This is a genomic window from Streptomyces sp. NPDC051976 (genome assembly GCF_040680795.1).
Taxonomy (GTDB): domain Bacteria; phylum Actinomycetota; class Actinomycetes; order Streptomycetales; family Streptomycetaceae; genus Actinacidiphila.
Genome location: NZ_JBFAXL010000109.1, coordinates 1 through 15,020 on the forward strand (window position 1 = coordinate 1; position 15,020 = coordinate 15,020).

At 66.0% G+C, this 15,020-nt stretch carries 14 protein-coding genes and 4 pseudogenes; 8 read left to right on the top strand and 10 right to left on the bottom strand.

Annotated elements, in window-relative coordinates; genetic code table 11:
• Positions 1–409: 409 nt before the first annotated feature.
• Genes AB0M29_RS43860 through AB0M29_RS43890 form a run of 7 tightly spaced genes read left to right on the top strand, consistent with a single transcriptional unit; the run spans position 410 to position 5,253 of the window.
• Positions 410–1,306, top strand: a complete 897-nt coding sequence (locus AB0M29_RS43860; protein ID WP_365393142.1) for a methylenetetrahydrofolate reductase — start codon at positions 410–412, stop codon at positions 1,304–1,306.
• On the top strand, positions 1,303–2,175 hold the full coding sequence (gene purU / locus AB0M29_RS43865; RefSeq protein ID WP_365393145.1) for a formyltetrahydrofolate deformylase: 873 nt from the start codon (positions 1,303–1,305) through the stop codon (positions 2,173–2,175). Before AB0M29_RS43860 ends, purU begins: the two co-directional genes overlap by 4 nt.
• 17 nt (positions 2,176–2,192) lie before the next feature.
• A complete protein-coding gene (locus AB0M29_RS43870; protein ID WP_365393147.1) occupies positions 2,193–3,065 on the top strand; it encodes a bifunctional 5,10-methylenetetrahydrofolate dehydrogenase/5,10-methenyltetrahydrofolate cyclohydrolase in 873 nt (290 codons plus the stop codon).
• Between the two features lie 2 nt (positions 3,066–3,067).
• Positions 3,068–3,412 carry a protocatechuate 3,4-dioxygenase gene (locus tag AB0M29_RS43875; RefSeq protein ID WP_365393150.1) on the top strand — a complete coding sequence of 115 codons (345 nt, stop codon included), beginning with the start codon at positions 3,068–3,070 and terminating at the stop codon, positions 3,410–3,412.
• 1 nt (position 3,413) lies between these two features.
• Complete coding sequence (locus tag AB0M29_RS43880) at positions 3,414–4,256, top strand: class III extradiol dioxygenase subunit beta (RefSeq protein WP_365393180.1); 843 nt, start codon at positions 3,414–3,416, stop codon at positions 4,254–4,256.
• Positions 4,253–4,960, top strand: a complete 708-nt coding sequence (locus tag AB0M29_RS43885; RefSeq protein ID WP_365393153.1) for an alpha/beta fold hydrolase — start codon at positions 4,253–4,255, stop codon at positions 4,958–4,960. The genes AB0M29_RS43880 and AB0M29_RS43885 overlap by 4 nt, the downstream gene beginning before the upstream one ends.
• Positions 4,961–4,971: 11 nt before the next feature.
• Positions 4,972–5,253, top strand: coding sequence for a muconolactone Delta-isomerase family protein (locus AB0M29_RS43890; RefSeq protein ID WP_365393156.1), 282 nt, complete (start codon positions 4,972–4,974; stop codon positions 5,251–5,253).
• Positions 5,254–5,565: 312 nt separating this feature from the next.
• Here AB0M29_RS43890 and AB0M29_RS43895 read toward each other — a convergent pair whose 3' ends face one another.
• Positions 5,566–6,009 carry an AraC family transcriptional regulator gene (locus AB0M29_RS43895; protein ID WP_365393159.1) on the bottom strand — a complete coding sequence of 148 codons (444 nt, stop codon included), beginning with the start codon at positions 6,007–6,009 and terminating at the stop codon, positions 5,566–5,568.
• Positions 6,010–6,119: 110 nt separating this feature from the next.
• A pseudogene (locus AB0M29_RS43900) lies at positions 6,120–6,509 on the bottom strand (transposase); the annotation flags it as partial.
• 231 nt (positions 6,510–6,740) lie between these two features.
• Here AB0M29_RS43900 and AB0M29_RS43905 point away from each other — a divergent pair.
• On the top strand, positions 6,741–7,931 hold the full coding sequence (locus AB0M29_RS43905) for an IS110 family transposase (protein ID WP_365393162.1): 1,191 nt from the start codon (positions 6,741–6,743) through the stop codon (positions 7,929–7,931).
• Positions 7,932–7,946: 15 nt separating this feature from the next.
• Here AB0M29_RS43905 and AB0M29_RS43910 read toward each other — a convergent pair.
• The 8 genes and pseudogenes from AB0M29_RS43910 to AB0M29_RS43945 form a co-directional block, all read right to left on the bottom strand.
• Positions 7,947–8,324 (bottom strand): annotated as a pseudogene (locus tag AB0M29_RS43910) (transposase family protein); the annotation flags it as partial.
• Positions 8,312–8,725, bottom strand: a complete 414-nt coding sequence (locus AB0M29_RS43915) for a hypothetical protein (RefSeq protein WP_365393165.1) — start codon at positions 8,723–8,725, stop codon at positions 8,312–8,314. The gene AB0M29_RS43915 and the pseudogene AB0M29_RS43910, both read right to left, overlap by 13 nt.
• A gap of 388 nt (positions 8,726–9,113) precedes the next feature.
• A complete protein-coding gene (locus AB0M29_RS43920) occupies positions 9,114–9,803 on the bottom strand; it encodes a DsbA family oxidoreductase (RefSeq protein ID WP_365393168.1) in 690 nt (229 codons plus the stop codon).
• A 127-nt stretch (positions 9,804–9,930) separates the two neighbouring features.
• Complete coding sequence (locus AB0M29_RS43925; RefSeq protein WP_365393171.1) at positions 9,931–10,344, bottom strand: nuclear transport factor 2 family protein; 414 nt, start codon at positions 10,342–10,344, stop codon at positions 9,931–9,933.
• On the bottom strand, positions 10,344–10,724 hold the full coding sequence (locus AB0M29_RS43930; protein ID WP_365393174.1) for an ester cyclase: 381 nt from the start codon (positions 10,722–10,724) through the stop codon (positions 10,344–10,346). Before AB0M29_RS43930 ends, AB0M29_RS43925 begins: the two co-directional genes overlap by 1 nt.
• 449 nt (positions 10,725–11,173) lie before the next feature.
• A pseudogene (locus tag AB0M29_RS43935) lies at positions 11,174–11,260 on the bottom strand (TetR family transcriptional regulator); the annotation flags it as partial.
• Positions 11,261–11,666: 406 nt separating this feature from the next.
• Positions 11,667–14,624: a CBM35 domain-containing protein gene (locus tag AB0M29_RS43940; protein WP_365393177.1), complete on the bottom strand. Its 2,958-nt coding sequence runs from the start codon at positions 14,622–14,624 to the stop codon at positions 11,667–11,669.
• Positions 14,625–14,911: 287 nt separating this feature from the next.
• Positions 14,912–15,020: pseudogene (locus AB0M29_RS43945) on the bottom strand (LacI family transcriptional regulator); the annotation flags it as partial.

Here is a 15,020-nt window from a genome sequence, read left to right on the forward strand (position 1 = left end):
GCCAAGATCCGCAGCGAACGCCAGCAACGCTGGGGCCGCCCACGACCCAAAGCCGCCTAACCAACCCCAGCAACGTTCGTGGCCAACGCACTAGCGGCCGGTTCGCCGCCGTCGTCTTGGTCATTTGTCTCGTTCGAATCGGTTCTGATGCCCGACGAAATGACCGCGTTGATTCGTTCTACTGGTGGTGGCGGTCGTACCGGTTCCCGCCACACGAGCACAGGGCTTGGGTCGTTGTCCGGCTGCTGGAGGACGTGAAACACCACCCATGCGAAGCCCCTAGACCGGTCGTCCCCATCCCGCACCCGGGAAGTCCGCGGTCACATTGCGCTTCTGACCAGCCTGCGCCGCACAGACAAGAGCCGCACGAGACATTTCCCGTGCCCGTAGGAAGGAACGAGACAAGGCCATGACCATACAGCGGGAAGACGCCGTTTCCCGGCGCCGGCGCTCGCATCTCGTCGACCTGGTGCGCAACATCAGCTACGAGGTGATGCCGTTCAAGAAGACCGAGCGGGATGTGCTCGAGTATGTGCCGGCCGAGGTCCCGCTGACGGTCACCGTGACCGAGGCCAAGGGCATCGACACGACACTTGAGCTCACGGAGCGGCTGACGCGACACGGTTACTCGGTGTCGCCGCATCTGCCGGCGCGTCAGTTCGTGGATGCGCAGCACGTGGCCGACGTCGTGGCGCGTCTCAAGGAGTCGCAGATCCGGTCGGTGTTCGTCGTCGGCGGCGACGCTCCGAAGCCGGCGGGTGCCTTCCAGGACGCGTACTCGCTGCTGCGGGCCCTCGAGGAGATCCACCACCCTTTCGAAGAGGTCGGTATCGGCGGCTATCCCGAAGGCCATGCCGCCATTCCTCAGGACGCTCTCGAACTGGCTCTTAAGCAGAAGGCGCCGATGGCGACGCGGATCCTCACGCAGATCTGCTTCGACGCCACGACGACCGCGAACTGGGCGGGGGGAATTGCGGGGACGGGAGTCGATCTCCCCGTGTACGTAGGGATGCCTGGACCGGTGAACCGGCAGAAGCTGATGCGCATCTCGGCTGGCATCGGACTCGGCCAGTCGGCGCGGTTCCTGCAGAAGCAGCAGAGCCTGCTGTGGCGGTTCCTGCTGCCGGGCGGCTACAAACCGACGAAGCTGGCGAAGCAGTTGGGAGCCTCCGTGCCGAAGACCGACGGCAACATCCGCGGGCTGCACATCTTCACCTTCAACGAACTGAGGCAGACAGAACTGTGGCGGCAGCGTCTGCTGTCGGCCGTCTCCGCGAGCACCTCCGAAAGGGACAACCGGTCATGACCGAGCAGAACCACGACCCTGACAACGGCCGGCTGATCGTTCAGGGCGCGGACCGGCCGGGCATCGTCGCCAGCGTGTCGGGAGCACTCACCGAGTTCGGGGCCAACATCGTCTGGCTCGACCAGTCGTCGAGCGATCCTGCTGGCGGGCGCTTCTTCCAGCGCACGGAGTTTCATCTGCCGGGCCTGTCGGGACGACTCGACGAGCTGGGCGAAGCCCTGCAGAGGAATCTGGGCGACGAACTCGGCCTGGAATTCCGACTGTTGGAGACACGACGCCGCAAGCGCGTGGCCATCATGGTCTCGAAGACGGACCACTGCCTGCTCGACCTGCTGTGGCGGCAGCGCCGCGGCGAACTGCAGATGGACGTTCCGTTGGTGATCTCCAACCATGCCGATCTCGGCGACGAAGTCCGGGGCTTCGGTATCCCCTTCTTTCACGTACCGGTGGCGAACGGCGACAAGACTGCTGCCGAGAAGGAACAGCTGAACCTCCTCAAGGGCAACGTCGACCTGGTCGTCCTGGCCCGCTACATGCAGATCGTCTCCGGTGACTTCCTGACGGACATCGGCGTCCCGGTCATCAACATCCACCACTCCTTCCTGCCGGCGTTCATGGGCGCGGGCCCCTACCAGCGGGCCAAGGAGCGGGGCGTGAAGCTGGTCGGCGCGACCGCCCACTACGTGACCGAGGACCTCGATGAGGGCCCGATCATCGAGCAGGACGTGGTCCGCGTCTCGCACCGGGAAACGGTGCGCGAACTGCAGCGCCGAGGCGCCGACATCGAGCGACTCGTACTGTCCCGCGCGGTCGGGTGGCACTGCGAGGACCGCGTCATCCGAGACGGCAACACCACCGTCGTGTTCTAGAAGTTCTGGGAGATCGAGTGACTGCACGGATTCTCGACGGCCGGGCCGTGTCGGCGGAGCTCCTGGAGCAGGTGCGGCAGGAGGTGTCGGAGTTCGTCGACGAGCACGGCCGCGTTCCCGTCCTGGCGACCGTTCTTGTGGGTGACGACCCGGCGTCGCACACGTACGTCCGCATGAAGGCCAACCGCTCGGCCAAGGTCGGCATGCGGTCGCGGCGTATCGAACTGGACGCCGGGATCACCACAGAAATGCTGGTGAAGCAGATCCATGACCTGTCCGAGGATCCGGAGGTCGACGGCATCCTCCTCCAACATCCGGTGCCCGACCACATCGACGAGCGCGCTGCTTTCGAGGCCATCGCCCCGGCCAAGGACGTCGACGGTGTGACCCGTACCTCCTTCGCCACCACGGCGTTTGGGGAAGGCGGGTTCAAGTCGGCCACCCCCGGCGGGATCATGACACTGCTCGACGCCTACGACATCCCGCTCGCGGGAAAGCACGCCGTGGTCGTCGGCCGCAGCGCGATCCTCGGCAGGCCCGTGGGCATGCTGCTGCTGACCCAGGACGCCACCGTCACCTACTGCCACTCTCGCACGGTCGGCCTCGCCGAGCGGGTCGCCGAGGCGGACGTGGTCATCGCGGCCGTCGGCCGGCCGGGCCTTATCCGCGGTGAGTGGATCAAACCCGGTGCCGTGGTCATCGACGCAGGCTACGCCGACGGCAGCGGGGACGTGGAGTACGAGGCGGCCGCCGAGCGGGCGTCGTACATCACGCCCGTTCCCGGTGGCGTCGGTCCCATGACCATCGCCACGCTGCTCGCCCAAACCGTGCAGGCGGCACGGGAGCGCGAGGCGGCACATCGGCCCCGCACCGCCCCGGAGAGGGTATGACCATGCCAAAAGCACAGGACAACTACGTGCTCGACTTGTCGGCGAGCAGGCGCGGCTACGCGATCAACCGGATGTGCGGTTCGCTGGCGGACGAGGAGAATCGGCGCAGGTTCAGCGAGGACGAGGCGGCTTACTGCGACGCCTACGGGCTCAACGCGGAACAGAAGAAGGCGATTCTGCAGCGCAACTGGACCCAGATGCTGGACCTGGGCGCGTCCATATTCTACGCGTTCAAGCTCGCTGTGGTGGACAAGAAGTCCATGCAGTACCTCGGCGGAGTGTTCACGGGGATGTCGGCCGAGGAGTTCACCGCGGCCATGCTGTCGGGAGGGCGGAAGTTTGGCTGAGGTGATCTGGGGTCTGGCGACCTCGCACGTGCCGTCGATCGGCGCCGCGATGGACCACGGCAAGACGCAGGAGCCGTATTGGAAGCCATTGTTCGACGGCTATGAGCCGGCGCGGAAGTGGATGGCCGCACACCGGCCGGACATCGCGGTGATCGTGTACAACGACCACGCGAACGCCGTCGACCTGGATCTCGTTCCCACCTTCGGGATCGGTACCGCCGAGTCCTATGACGTGGCGGATGAGGGGTGGGGGCGCCGCCCGGTGCCAACCGTGTTCGGTGCTCCGGAGCTGAGCGAGCACCTCGTGACCGAGCTCATGGACGAGTCGTTTGACCTCGCCACATTCCAAAGGCTGGAGGTCGACCACGGTCTCACCGTGCCGCTGTCGGTGTACTGCCCTGACCCGGATGACGCGTGGCCGTGCGCGGTCGTGCCCGTGCTGGTGAACGTGATCCAGTACCCGCAGCCCACAGCGGCGCGCTGCTACGCCTTGGGGCAGGCACTCGGGCGGGCGATTCGGTCGTTCCCGCAGGATGTGAAAGTCGCGGTGTTCGGCACCGGAGGCATGTCGCACCAGCTGGCCGGCGCTCGGGCCGGACTCATCAACGAAGAGTTCGACCGCATGTTCTTGCAAGCGATCGAGGACCAGCCCGAGAAGCTCGCCGCGCTCACCCGCGAGGAATACATCCGCGAGGCGGGCACCGAGGGCATCGAGCTGATCATGTGGCTCATCATGCGCGGGGCGCTGAGCGAGAAGGTCGCCCGAGTCCACGACACTTACCACGTACCCGCCTCCAACACGGCCGCGGCGCTCGCGCTGTTCGAAGATCTGGGGGCAAGGTGAGTACGTTCGTCCTGGTTCACGGCGCCTGGCACGGCGGCTGGGCCTGGCAGCGGGTAGCCCCGACACTGCGCGCGGCCGGCCACGAAGTCCACGCGCCGACCCTGACCGGCGTCGGCGACCGCGCCCATCTGGCCAGTCCCGCCGTGGGGATGTGGACCCACATCGAGGACGTGGCGGCGCTGATCGAGGCGTACGACCTCGACGACGTGGTGCTGGTGGGTCACAGCTACGCCGGGCAGGTGGTCACCGGGGTCGCCGACCGTGTCCCCCACCGGCTGGCGAGGCGGGTGTATCTGGACGCCTTCGTGGGCCGCGACGGCGACGCCGCGATCGACCTGTTGCCGGAGACGGTAGCCGGACACTACCGCGAGTCGGTCGCCGGTCCCGGGTTTGGTTGGCTCATCCCCGTGCGCTCGCTTACCGTGCTCGGTGTAACGGACCAGGCTGATCTGGACTGGCTGGCTCCCCGTCTGACCCCGCACCCGTGGCTCAGCTACACCGAGTCCTTGCGGCTCACCGGCGCCTGCGAACAGGTGCCCGCCGCCTATGTCGAGTGCACCGACTGGATGCGGGTGTTCCAGCCCCACGCGGAGAGAGCGGCATCCCTCGGCTGGCCGGTGCACCACATCTCCACCGGCCACGAGGCGATGGTCACCGCACCCAAGGAGCTCGCGGAGCTGCTTCTCATCATCGCCACGACCTGAGGAGACAAACCATGGAATTCCTGGTCCGCACGGAGAACCTGCTGCCGCCCGACACGCCGGACAACACCCGTGAGCAGCTCCGCAAGGTCGAACGGGAGCGTGCCATGGAGCTGCGCGAGGCGGGGACCCTCAAGCGGCTGTGGCGGGTCCCCGGCCGTAACGCCACCATCGGCCTGTACGAGGCCGAAGACCCCGCCGCACTACATGACGCGCTGGTCTCACTGCCCCTGTGGAAGTGGATGGACGTGACCGTCGAGGCACTCGCCACGCACCCCCAGGAGCAGAAGAGGTAGCCCCATGGACCGCGCACCGTCGGCGCTGAGGTCACGCTGACGGTGCGCCCCATGCCGCTTCCCGCAGAAACGTCCTGGCTTTTCCCGAGGGTGGGACCGCTATGAACGAACACCCCGCAGCTCTCGACCACCCATCCGTCGTACGGCCCGATATCGGCCCGATGCGCGTGATGGGGATCGTCAACGCGACCCCCGACTCGTCGACGCCCTGTAGGGAGCTTGGGCGCGAAGGAAGGTGGCGGTTCTGCGCGCTCCGGGCACCCGTCGCGCAGGAATCATCGTTGCCCGAGCCGTTCAGCCGCAGGATGGCTGTCAGGGCAGAATCCTCTGCCGACGATATTCTGACGGAGTGCAGCCGACATGGCGGCGGAACATCCGAGCGAAGTTATCGGGGTTGGGAAGGCCGCAGAGGCGACCGACGGTATGGATCGTCTCACTCCCCGACTCTAAGTAGTGGCGAGCCGCTTCGATGCGCATTTCCGTGAGATAGCGGTACGGTGTACGTCCTGCAGCGGTCGTAAAGCTACGCAGGAAGTAAAAACGGCTGAAGCCGACCAGGTCCGCCAGATCATCGATCCTGATGGGATCCGCGAGATGCGACCGCATATACGAAGCCAATGTCTCCATCTGCCGGCGGCTCAGGGTCTTGGTCCCTGAGCCTTCCGCAGTCACTCTGGGCGTGAGGAGGTGAGCGGCAAGGTACTGCGCAACGGAGTCGACGTAGAGATCCCCCGCGCCCGCTTCCTGGGCCGCCAAGATTTCCGGCACTATGGCGGAAACGATCGGGTCCGGCTCGGCTAAGACCTGTCCCGTAAATGATCTTTGGCTGGGTGTGGGCGTGGTCGGTGGCCAGTCCGGCTGCTTGCTTATCCGGCGAGGTTGAGGTTGTGCAGGCGGGCGATGCCGAGCATGGCGTGGTGGACGCCGTCGCCCTTGAGACGGCAGTCGCGGAGGATCTTGTAGGTCTTCATGCGGGCGAAGACGTGCTCGACGCGGGCCCGGACCTGCTTGTGGGACTTGATGTGGGCCTGTTTCCAGTCGGGCAGTTCTTCGCCTTTGCGGCGGCGGTGGGGCATCACGAGTCCGGTGCCCGGATAGCCGCCGTCGGCGATCGTCATGGTCGCACCGACGGCGGCCTTCGCGCCGGATTCCTCCCACGCCTTGCAGTCGTTGCGGTTGCCCGGCAAGGGCCGGCCGACCACCACGACGAGCCGAGTGTCGGCGTCGATGACGACCTGGTGGTTGGTGGAGTACCGGTCCTACGTTGTTGGCGGGTCGATCAAGGCCGGTCGTAAGGTCTGGAGGCCCGGAGACCTCGGGTGTGGCTCAGTACCGGTTGCCGTCGATGGCTCGAACTACCTGGCCACCCGGGGTTTCACGACGACTGGACCGCTGATTAGGGGCTGCGAGTACATGTGTACGTCGCTGAGTAGGACCACGCCGGCGAGGTCGTCCGGGAAATTGTCCATCGACCGACCGGAGGGACCGTGGCTCAGATCTGGGCTGGTACGGATATCGGAAAGACCCATCATCACTGCGTTGTCCTGAACGCCAACGGAGAACGACTGCTTTCACGACGCGTGATGAATGAAGAGTCAGAGCTTCTGTCCTTGCTTGCCGACGTGTTGGCCATAGGCGAGGACGTTGTCTGGGCTGTCGACGTCGCCGACGGCATGGCCAATTTGTTGATCAATGTGCTGCTCAACCATGGCCAGCAACTGGTCTACATTCCTGGCCTCGCGGTCAGCCGTGCTTCTGCCGGCTATCGCGGCATGGGCAAGACGGATGCCAAGGATGCTGCCGTAATCGCCGACCAGGCCCGGATGCCTCGGGACCTTACAGTTCTGCGGCCCGATGACGAGCAAGCTGCAGAGCTGAGGGTCCTCACCGGTCGACGAGCCGAACTGACTACCGACCGAACACGGAAGATCAGCCGCCTTCGTGGGCAGCTCACCAGCATGTTCCCTGCCTTGGAGCGAGGTTTGGACTTGCGCAACCGTGGCCCGTTGTTGCTGCTGACCGGCTACCAGACACCGGCAGCCCTGCGGCGGGTCGGCCGCGCTCGATTGACGAGCTGGCTACGCAACCGCAAGGTGCGCAGTGCTGGGGTCCTGGTCGAAATCGCTCTCGAAGCGGCCGAAGGGCAGCACACCGTCGTCCCGGGCCAGAAGGCCATCGCGCAGCTGGTGCATTCCATGGCGAAAGAGGTGCTGGTCCTCAACGATGAGATCGCCGAGATTGACGAGCTCATCGAGGACCGCTTTCGTCAGCATGAGCTGGCCGAAGTGATCTCTAGCATGCCCGGAATCGGACCACTCCTCGGTGCGGAGTTCCTTGCCGCTACTGCTGGTGACATGAGCCGCTTCGGCAGTGCCGATCGCCTCGCAAGCCTGGCCGGAGTTGCACCCGTCCCCCGGGACTCAGGCAATACCGCTGGCAACCTCCGTCGTCCCAGGCGCTATCACCGCGGGCTGCAGCGCGTCTTCTACCAATCAGCCCTCATCAGCATCCGAAGCTGCGCTGAATCACGCCGGTTCTACGAGCGCAAGCGAGCCGAAGGCAAACGCCACACCCAAGCCGTCCTCGCGTTGGCCCGGCGGCGCGTCGACGTCCTGTGGGCGCTGATACGGGACGGACGGTGCTATCAAGTCGCACAACCGACCGCAGCGTGCGGTTGACAACTACATTAGGAGGTAGTTCTTGGACTGCTCGGCGATGGTGTGGTCGCGGGTGGGCACCAGCGTGCCGTCCACGATGAGCACGGTGTCCTTGCGGAACCGCTTGCGCGGCTGGAGCGCGAGCGAGGGGCCGAGATGGTCAATGATCCGGTCGGCCGCGGACTTCGAGATTCCGAAGAGCGGAGCGAGCTGGCGCATCGTCAAGTTCGTGCGCCAGTACGCCGCTACCAGCAGAACCCGGTCCTCCAGCGAAAGGCCCCACGGCCGGCCCTTGCGGACCGGATCCGCCCCTTCACGGCGCAGCGCGGTCACCAGCTTGCCGAAAGAACGCGGGCTCAACCCGGTGAACGGGGCTATCCAAGACGGCTCCGACGCCGTGATCACACCAGACACCACAAGATCATCTCACCCGTGACCAGCAGATACGGGACAAGTCTTAGCGTGTCAACCTGCTCAATGTCCCGTAACGGAACGCCGGGCTCGCTCCGTTCGATGAACTGGTCGACCACGCCCATCGAAAGACGCAGACACATCAGCTCGACCGACTTTCCGGCGGAATAACTCAACAGACGTTCCCGGCCCGGTGGGGTTTTACTGACAGCATCGGGCAGACAACGCTTGTGCGCGGCCCCGGAATCGAGATGATCTCGAAGCCCCGTGGCCGTAGCGGGATACACGACCATCCTGAAATACTGAGCCTGCGACACCCGGAACGGTCTCTCGGCTGTCACCGTACGCTTAAACACGCTGAGCGCACGCGGCGCCTGATTAACTGGCTCCGCAAGGATGTCCACTGCCGCTTACCCACCGCTCCGTGTGCTCGTGAAGGTATTCAACTCTGATCACTCAGGTTTCAGCATCCGTCAAACTCGGCACGCATCAGCCATGGAGGCGTTCCGCAATCCATACGCAGGTAATAGGTGCGCAAGAGAGCAGCACACGCCTATTGACACGAGCATGCCGCCATAGAGCCACAGTGGAGGTCAGCCAGCAAACAAGGACCCAACAATGCAATCCTGACTGGTGCGGCACGGTGGCGGTGGAAATGTCAGGCACTCGGGACTTCGCCATGTGGATCTCCGTAGTGATCGGAGACCCAGGTGTCAACGGTGATCGTCAGTTTTGGACGACACCTCGATCGTATGGCTTTGTTCCCGGTCCCATGAACGGAGCCAATCGTGCCTAGCGCGGGGGTAGTTCGCAGGAGGCGGTCGGGCTGCACACGGCCGCACTGTCGACTCCGTCAGGGCTATCGGTCCAAGCCCGCTCTAGCGCTCGGGTGAAGGCAGCGACGGACTGGCCACCGGAGATGACGGTGTGTCCGTCGATGAGGAAGAAGGGGACGCCTGGCACATCGAGTTCGCCGGCACGTTGCTCGTCGGCCCGGACTTCGGCGGCGTAGGTGGTCGGGTCATTGAGCACTCGCTGGACGACTTGGGCCTCCAGTCCCGTCTCGGTGGCAAACTCGGCCAGGGTGCTGGCGGTGAACAGATTGCGGGCCTCGGCGAAGTTGGCACGGAAGGCGGCGGCGACCAACTGGTGCTGGAGGCCGTACTCGCGGGCCAGATGGATCAGGCGGTGGAGGTCGAAGGTGCTGCCGACGTGCCGGTCAGTGCGGTAATCGAGCCCTTCTGCGCGGGCCAGCTCGGCAACCTGCTGGTCCATGCCGGGTCCGCGGGACCCGAATCTGTCGATTAGCATCTGCCCAACGGGCTCGACACGTGTTTTGTCGCGTCCTGGCTCCAGCTCGAATGAGCGGTAGAGCACCTCGACTTGGTTGCGGTGGGCGAATGCAGCCAAGGCTTGATCGAAGCGCGCCTTACCGATGTAGCACCAGGGGCAGATGATGTCGGCCCATATCTCTACGCGCATGTGGCACCGTCCTTGGAATTGATCAGGGGCGGGCCGAGACATCGACAGCCGGCCCGTGGTTGGGTGTAGTGGCGGGGTGTCGCCTCGCCAAGGCCAGCGAGGCGACACCTGGCTGTGCGGGTGAGCGTCAGGGGGTCATGGCCGCGTGGACGCTGGCGGAGTCGACGATTTGCTCGAAGCGCACGATGCGCCCGCCGCGCACGATGAAGCAGTGGGCAACCCGCACGCTCATCGACTTGCCCGTGGCCCGGTTCGTGGCGCTGTACCGTCCCAGGACGACGACGCGCTCACCGTCGACGACGTAGGTGTCGTCGTGGGTAACCCAGTCGTCCCAGGCCGCGGCTAGATGCTCGAAGACACCCTTGATCACACCGTCCGGGGTGCGATAGGTACCGGCCAGCGGGAAACCCGCCGCCTCGATCCACTCCACGTCGTCCGCGACCGCCGTGCGCCACATCTGAAGATCACCCGTGGCTGAGGCCAGATACTGGCGGCGCACCACGTCCGCGGGCTCAGTGGCGGCCAGATCGGATGCGGCCATCAGAACATGCTGTTGGGGTTGGCCGCGTTCTCCGGCACGTCCTGGATAACGTCCCAGTGCTCGACGACCTTGCCATTCTCCAGCCGGAAGAAGTCCGCTAGGGCGCGGCCCGGCTTGCCAGGCTCCAGGATGAGGTGGGAGTGCGTGACGACCATGTCGCCCTCGGCCAGGACCCGCTTAATGTCCAGCTTCAGCTGCGGGTACTCCCCTCGCAGCCAGGTCACAAAGCCGGTGAAGGCTTCCGGCCCGTCGGCCGCATCGGGGTTGTGCTGGATGTACCGGTCGCCGAAGTGGTCCGCGATGGCCTTCTCGGGGTTGCCGCCGAAGGCCGTCTGGTAGTAGTCGACGACGATCTGCTTGTTGCGCTCGAGCTGCGACATGAGTCATTCCGTTCGGTGGGGGTGGTTCCCGGAACGATGACTCTGAAGGAGGCCGTAGTACCGGGAACCAGGATTTCTCAACTGGTGCCCTCGCGTCATAACAAAGAGTGGCCTGGGCGGCACACCGACGCTAGTACTACTTTCCCTTGCCATCCCGCAGGCGGGACGTGCGCCAGGATCTGCCGCTATTCGGTGGTGATCTCCTGTCGCACATCCAACGTAGCACGCGGGCGTCCATCACTGGTACCGCGAAAGAGGCTCTTCACAGTTGTGGGTATGTGACGTTCGCCCCGACCCGGGTCGCCGTACTCACGGCGACGAAGCTTGGGTCGAGCGGCAGGCCTCAGGCGTGTGTATGCGACTTGCTTCGGGCTTCCGTGAGTTCGTGCCGCGGGTGTCGCGCCACTCGGCCAGGCCGCGGATGGATCATCACGATCGGCTTCGGATCACTGGGCGTAGCCGCTCTTCAAGGCGAGGAGCCCCAGTTCGGCCGCGAGGTGCGCGGTCGGATCAGGAACGCCGCGCGCGATGAGGGCTTCGGCGGCGTAGAGGACCTCGACGTTGCGTGACGCTACCTTCGCCTGCCCTGACCTGACCAAGTTCTGCGGCTCGATGAGCCCGGCCTGATCGCGACCGGCCAACGACTCGAACCCGACCGAGCCGTCCTCGCCTGCCGAGTCGCCGAGGCTACGGCCCAGAGCCCGGCCCCACACCAGGTGAAACGGCGAGGTTCGTGCTTCGGGCGTGGCGGATCGCGTCGAGGACGATGTGTGTTGCATCGCGGCCGCATCAGCAGCCGTGGGCAGGTGCATGGCCCCCGTCAGCACGAGTCGGCGGCCCGGCGCGAAGGGGTACGGCTCTCCGGCGGCCGGCGTGGAGGCCCGACCGCCGGGTGTTGCGCGCGGCCGGGCCTCTTGCTAGGGGGGTTCCCACGGGAACGGGTCAGAAGCCGGAGTTGCCCGGGCCGCGGATGATTGCGTAGGTACCGGGGTTGTTCAGGGCGGCGGAGCCCGTGCCGCTGACGGTGGTGTTGCCTACCGTCATGCTGCCGGTGACGTTGTTGATGTCGAAGCCGTAGGTGCCAGCGCCGGTGATGGTGTCGTGGTCGAGTGTCAGGTTGCTGATCTGGTGGGCGTAGGAGAGGAGGACGGCCTGGTAGGAGCTGTCCTTGATGGTGTTGCCGGTGACATTGACTGGCTGGGTGATGTCGCCCTTGGCATCGGCGAAGATCCACAGGGCGCCGATGTCGGAGTTCCAGTTGTAGTTGTGGGAGCCAGCGCGGATGAGGAGGTTGTCGCGGACGGTGGTGGTTCCTGAGAAGTTCTGGCCGAAGGCAGTGCTGATGTTGATGCCGGAGCCGAAGGCGACAGTGTCACTGACCGCGTTGTTCTCCACCACGTTGTTTCCACCGCCGTAGACCCCGATGCCGCCTGCCTGGATCGGCGTCTGCGCGGTGTTGTGCGAGACGCTGCAGTTGGTGACGTCGCCTCCCTCAGTGTCCAATGCGATGTTGTCGTCGCCGGTATTGCGGACGTTGGACTGCTCGACGCGCGTGCCGGAGGAGCCGCCATGCACGTGGATGCCGTCAGCGAAGATGTCACGGGCGCGGACGCCGGAGACGTCGAGTCCGGTGCCGGGGACCGCCCACAGACCGACCTTGGCGTGCTCCATCCACACGTTGAGGATCAGCGAGCCGGAGGTGAAGGCGCCCTCGATGGCAGGCGCGCCCTGGTCGTTGTTGCGGAAGGTGTGGTCGCCGAAGACGGACAGGTCCGCGATCTGGTTGCGGCCGCCGGTCGCGTACAGACCGCCGCTGCCGTTCTCCGCGGTGGACTGGAGGGTGGTGTACCACTGGCCTGCGCCGCGCAGCGCGACGTTGTTGAGGTTGACCCGGCCGGAGATGTTGTACGTGCCGGCCGGCAGCCACAGGCCCTGGCCGGTGCCGGAGAGCTGGCTGAGCGCGCTGTTGAGCACCGAGGTGACGTCGCCGCCGGGGGTCACGCCGTAGGTCGCCGCCGAGACGTAGCCGGTGGGCATTGCGTAGGCCGCGTCGACCAGTTCGGTGTCGACGGTGTCGATCGTGAACGTGCCACCGGCCGTGCTGTCCTTCTGGAACTTCAGGACGGTTCCGGCCGGCCAGGTGGCGGAGTTCTTGTAGCGAACGTCGTCGTAGAAGTGGTGGCCCGAGCCGTCGCCGGGGTTGTTGGTGTCGTAGTAACCGCCGCCGTACAGCCACGCGTACTTGTTGGTCAGAGTGAGGTCGGTGACCTTGGTGCCGGTCGCGTAGAGGGCGAGCGGCGCAGTGGTGGGCGACCCGTCGGAAGTGTCCGGGATCGAGTAGCGCACGACCACGGAGTTGGCCGGCTTTGTGAGGGTGATTTGGACGTACTTCCCGGTGCCGGTGAGCTGGGCGGCGCTGCGGCCGGTGGCCTCCGCGCTGAGCGAGGGGTACGCGCGGCTGACCGGCAGCACACTGCCGTTGGTGGCGGCGTCGGCGGCGCGGTATTCGGTGTACGGGAGCGTCGCCCCCTGGGTGGCGAGCGCGGTGCCGCCGTCGACCGAGACACCGTCCACGGCGACATTGCCGGTGTCGCCGGAGTCGTGCTGGAGGCCGACCAGATTGACGCCGGAGCGCAGCGTGACGGACTTGGCGGCGGACAGCCAGCCGCTGCCCGCGGGCAGGCTGACCTGGGAGTTCTTGATGCCGTTGAGGTAGAGCGAGAGGGTCTGGGCGGAGCCGCTGGAATTGGCGTACGCGACGGAGACGGAGTACGTACCCGCCGACGGGACGGCGGTGTCGATCTGCGTCTGGGCGCCCTGGGCGGTGAAGCCGGTCAGATAGCCGCTGCCGGCGTAGCCGGAGATCGAGGTGCCGACCGAGGGGCCGCCGGTGAAGAACGAGGTGGCCGCGTCGTACGTCTGGCCGTCACCGGCCGGAGGCGTGGTGGGAGGTGTCGTCGGCGGGGTGGTGGTCGTGGTGCCGACGGTGATGCTGTCGATGTTGACGTTGCCGTTATCGGAGCTGTCGAAGCGGTACGCGACGGTGTTGGCGCCGGACTTCAGCGTCAGGCTCTCGGTGACGGAGGCCCAGGTGTTCCAGTCGGCGGTCGCGGGCAGCGACGTGGTGAAGGCCTTGGTGTCGTTGACGTAGACCGACAGGGTGCGGGTGGACCCGGTGCCGTTGGCGTAGCGCAGGGCGACCGGCGCGCTGCCGGCGCTCGCGGCCGTCACGGAGAAAGTGGTCGCGGCGGCGCCCTTGTTGCCGTCGGTGTAACCGCCGACGAAACCGCTGCCCGTGAAGCCGGTGTGGTCGGAGGCGACCACGGTCCCACCGGACAGCGCCGCCGACTCGGCCTCGTACTGCCCGTCGGCCGGGGCCGGGACACCGGCGAGGGTGATGTTGTCGAGATTGACGTTGCCGCTGTCGCCGCTGTCGAAGCGGTACGCGACGGTGTCACTGCCCGCGATCAACGTGAGGGGGATGGCGAAGGTGCCCCAGGTGTTCCAGTCGGCGGTCGCTGGCAGCGAGATCTGGGTGACCTTGGCGCCGTTGACGTAGACGGACAGGGTCTGTGCGGCAGTTGTGCCGTTGGCGTAGCGCAGGGTGGAGACGTAGCCGCCGCCGCTGGCGGCGGTCACGGGGAAGGTGGTCGCGGCGGTGCCCTTGTTCGTGTCGGTGTAGCCGCCGACGAAGCCGCTGCCGGTGAAGCCGGTGTGATCGGCGGAGGCCACGGCGCCGCCGGACAGTGCGGCCGACTCCGCTTCGTAGACGGTGCCGGTGGTGGATGCCGAGGCGCGCAGGGCGGTCCAGCAGACGAGGGCGGCCAGCACGGCGAGCAGAGCGATTATCGCGGCCGGTGCGGTTCTGGGCAGACGTGTGACCCGGGATGTTTCGGGCATGAATGGGCTCCGCAGCAGGAGGGGGGTGGCCTGAGTGAGCCGCACCGTAGCCCCGCGTTAACCCCGGTGCAACGCGCGAGAGCAATCCCGCCGAATGCCACCTTCACCGTACGGAATTCGCCTGCCGCCCCTGACAAGGGAGTTGACCTGTGCGGATGGCGGCAATCAGGCGAGGACACGGCAACCGCCGGTGAATACGGTCAAGCTTTTCGGTCGGTTTCTTGCTCGATATTCCGGAGCCCGGGGCGCGCTACCGCTGAGCTGCGCCGGACTTGGTCCAGGGCGTCCTACTGCCGTGACGGGGCGGGGGCGGTGGAGTGGCGGACGACGAGTTCGGGTTCGTGGAGGAGTTCTTTGGGGGTGGGGTTGGTGCCGTTGATTTGGTTGGTGAGGAGG

Bases quoted from the DNA above. Each gene is read 5' to 3' on its own strand.
- AB0M29_RS43925 (WP_365393171.1), bottom strand. From the start codon at position 10,344: ATGGCCGCATCCGATCTGGCCGCCACTGAGCCCGCGGACGTGGTGCGC.
- AB0M29_RS43940 (WP_365393177.1), bottom strand. From the start codon at position 14,624: ATGCCCGAAACATCCCGGGTCACACGTCTGCCCAGAACCGCACCGGCC.
- AB0M29_RS43930 (WP_365393174.1), bottom strand. From the start codon at position 10,724: ATGTCGCAGCTCGAGCGCAACAAGCAGATCGTCGTCGACTACTACCAG.
- purU (WP_365393145.1), top strand. From the start codon at position 1,303: ATGACCGAGCAGAACCACGACCCTGACAACGGCCGGCTGATCGTTCAG.
- AB0M29_RS43860 (WP_365393142.1), top strand. From the start codon at position 410: ATGACCATACAGCGGGAAGACGCCGTTTCCCGGCGCCGGCGCTCGCAT.
- AB0M29_RS43875 (WP_365393150.1), top strand. From the start codon at position 3,068: ATGCCAAAAGCACAGGACAACTACGTGCTCGACTTGTCGGCGAGCAGG.
- AB0M29_RS43890 (WP_365393156.1), top strand. From the start codon at position 4,972: ATGGAATTCCTGGTCCGCACGGAGAACCTGCTGCCGCCCGACACGCCG.
- AB0M29_RS43920 (WP_365393168.1), bottom strand. From the start codon at position 9,803: ATGCGCGTAGAGATATGGGCCGACATCATCTGCCCCTGGTGCTACATC.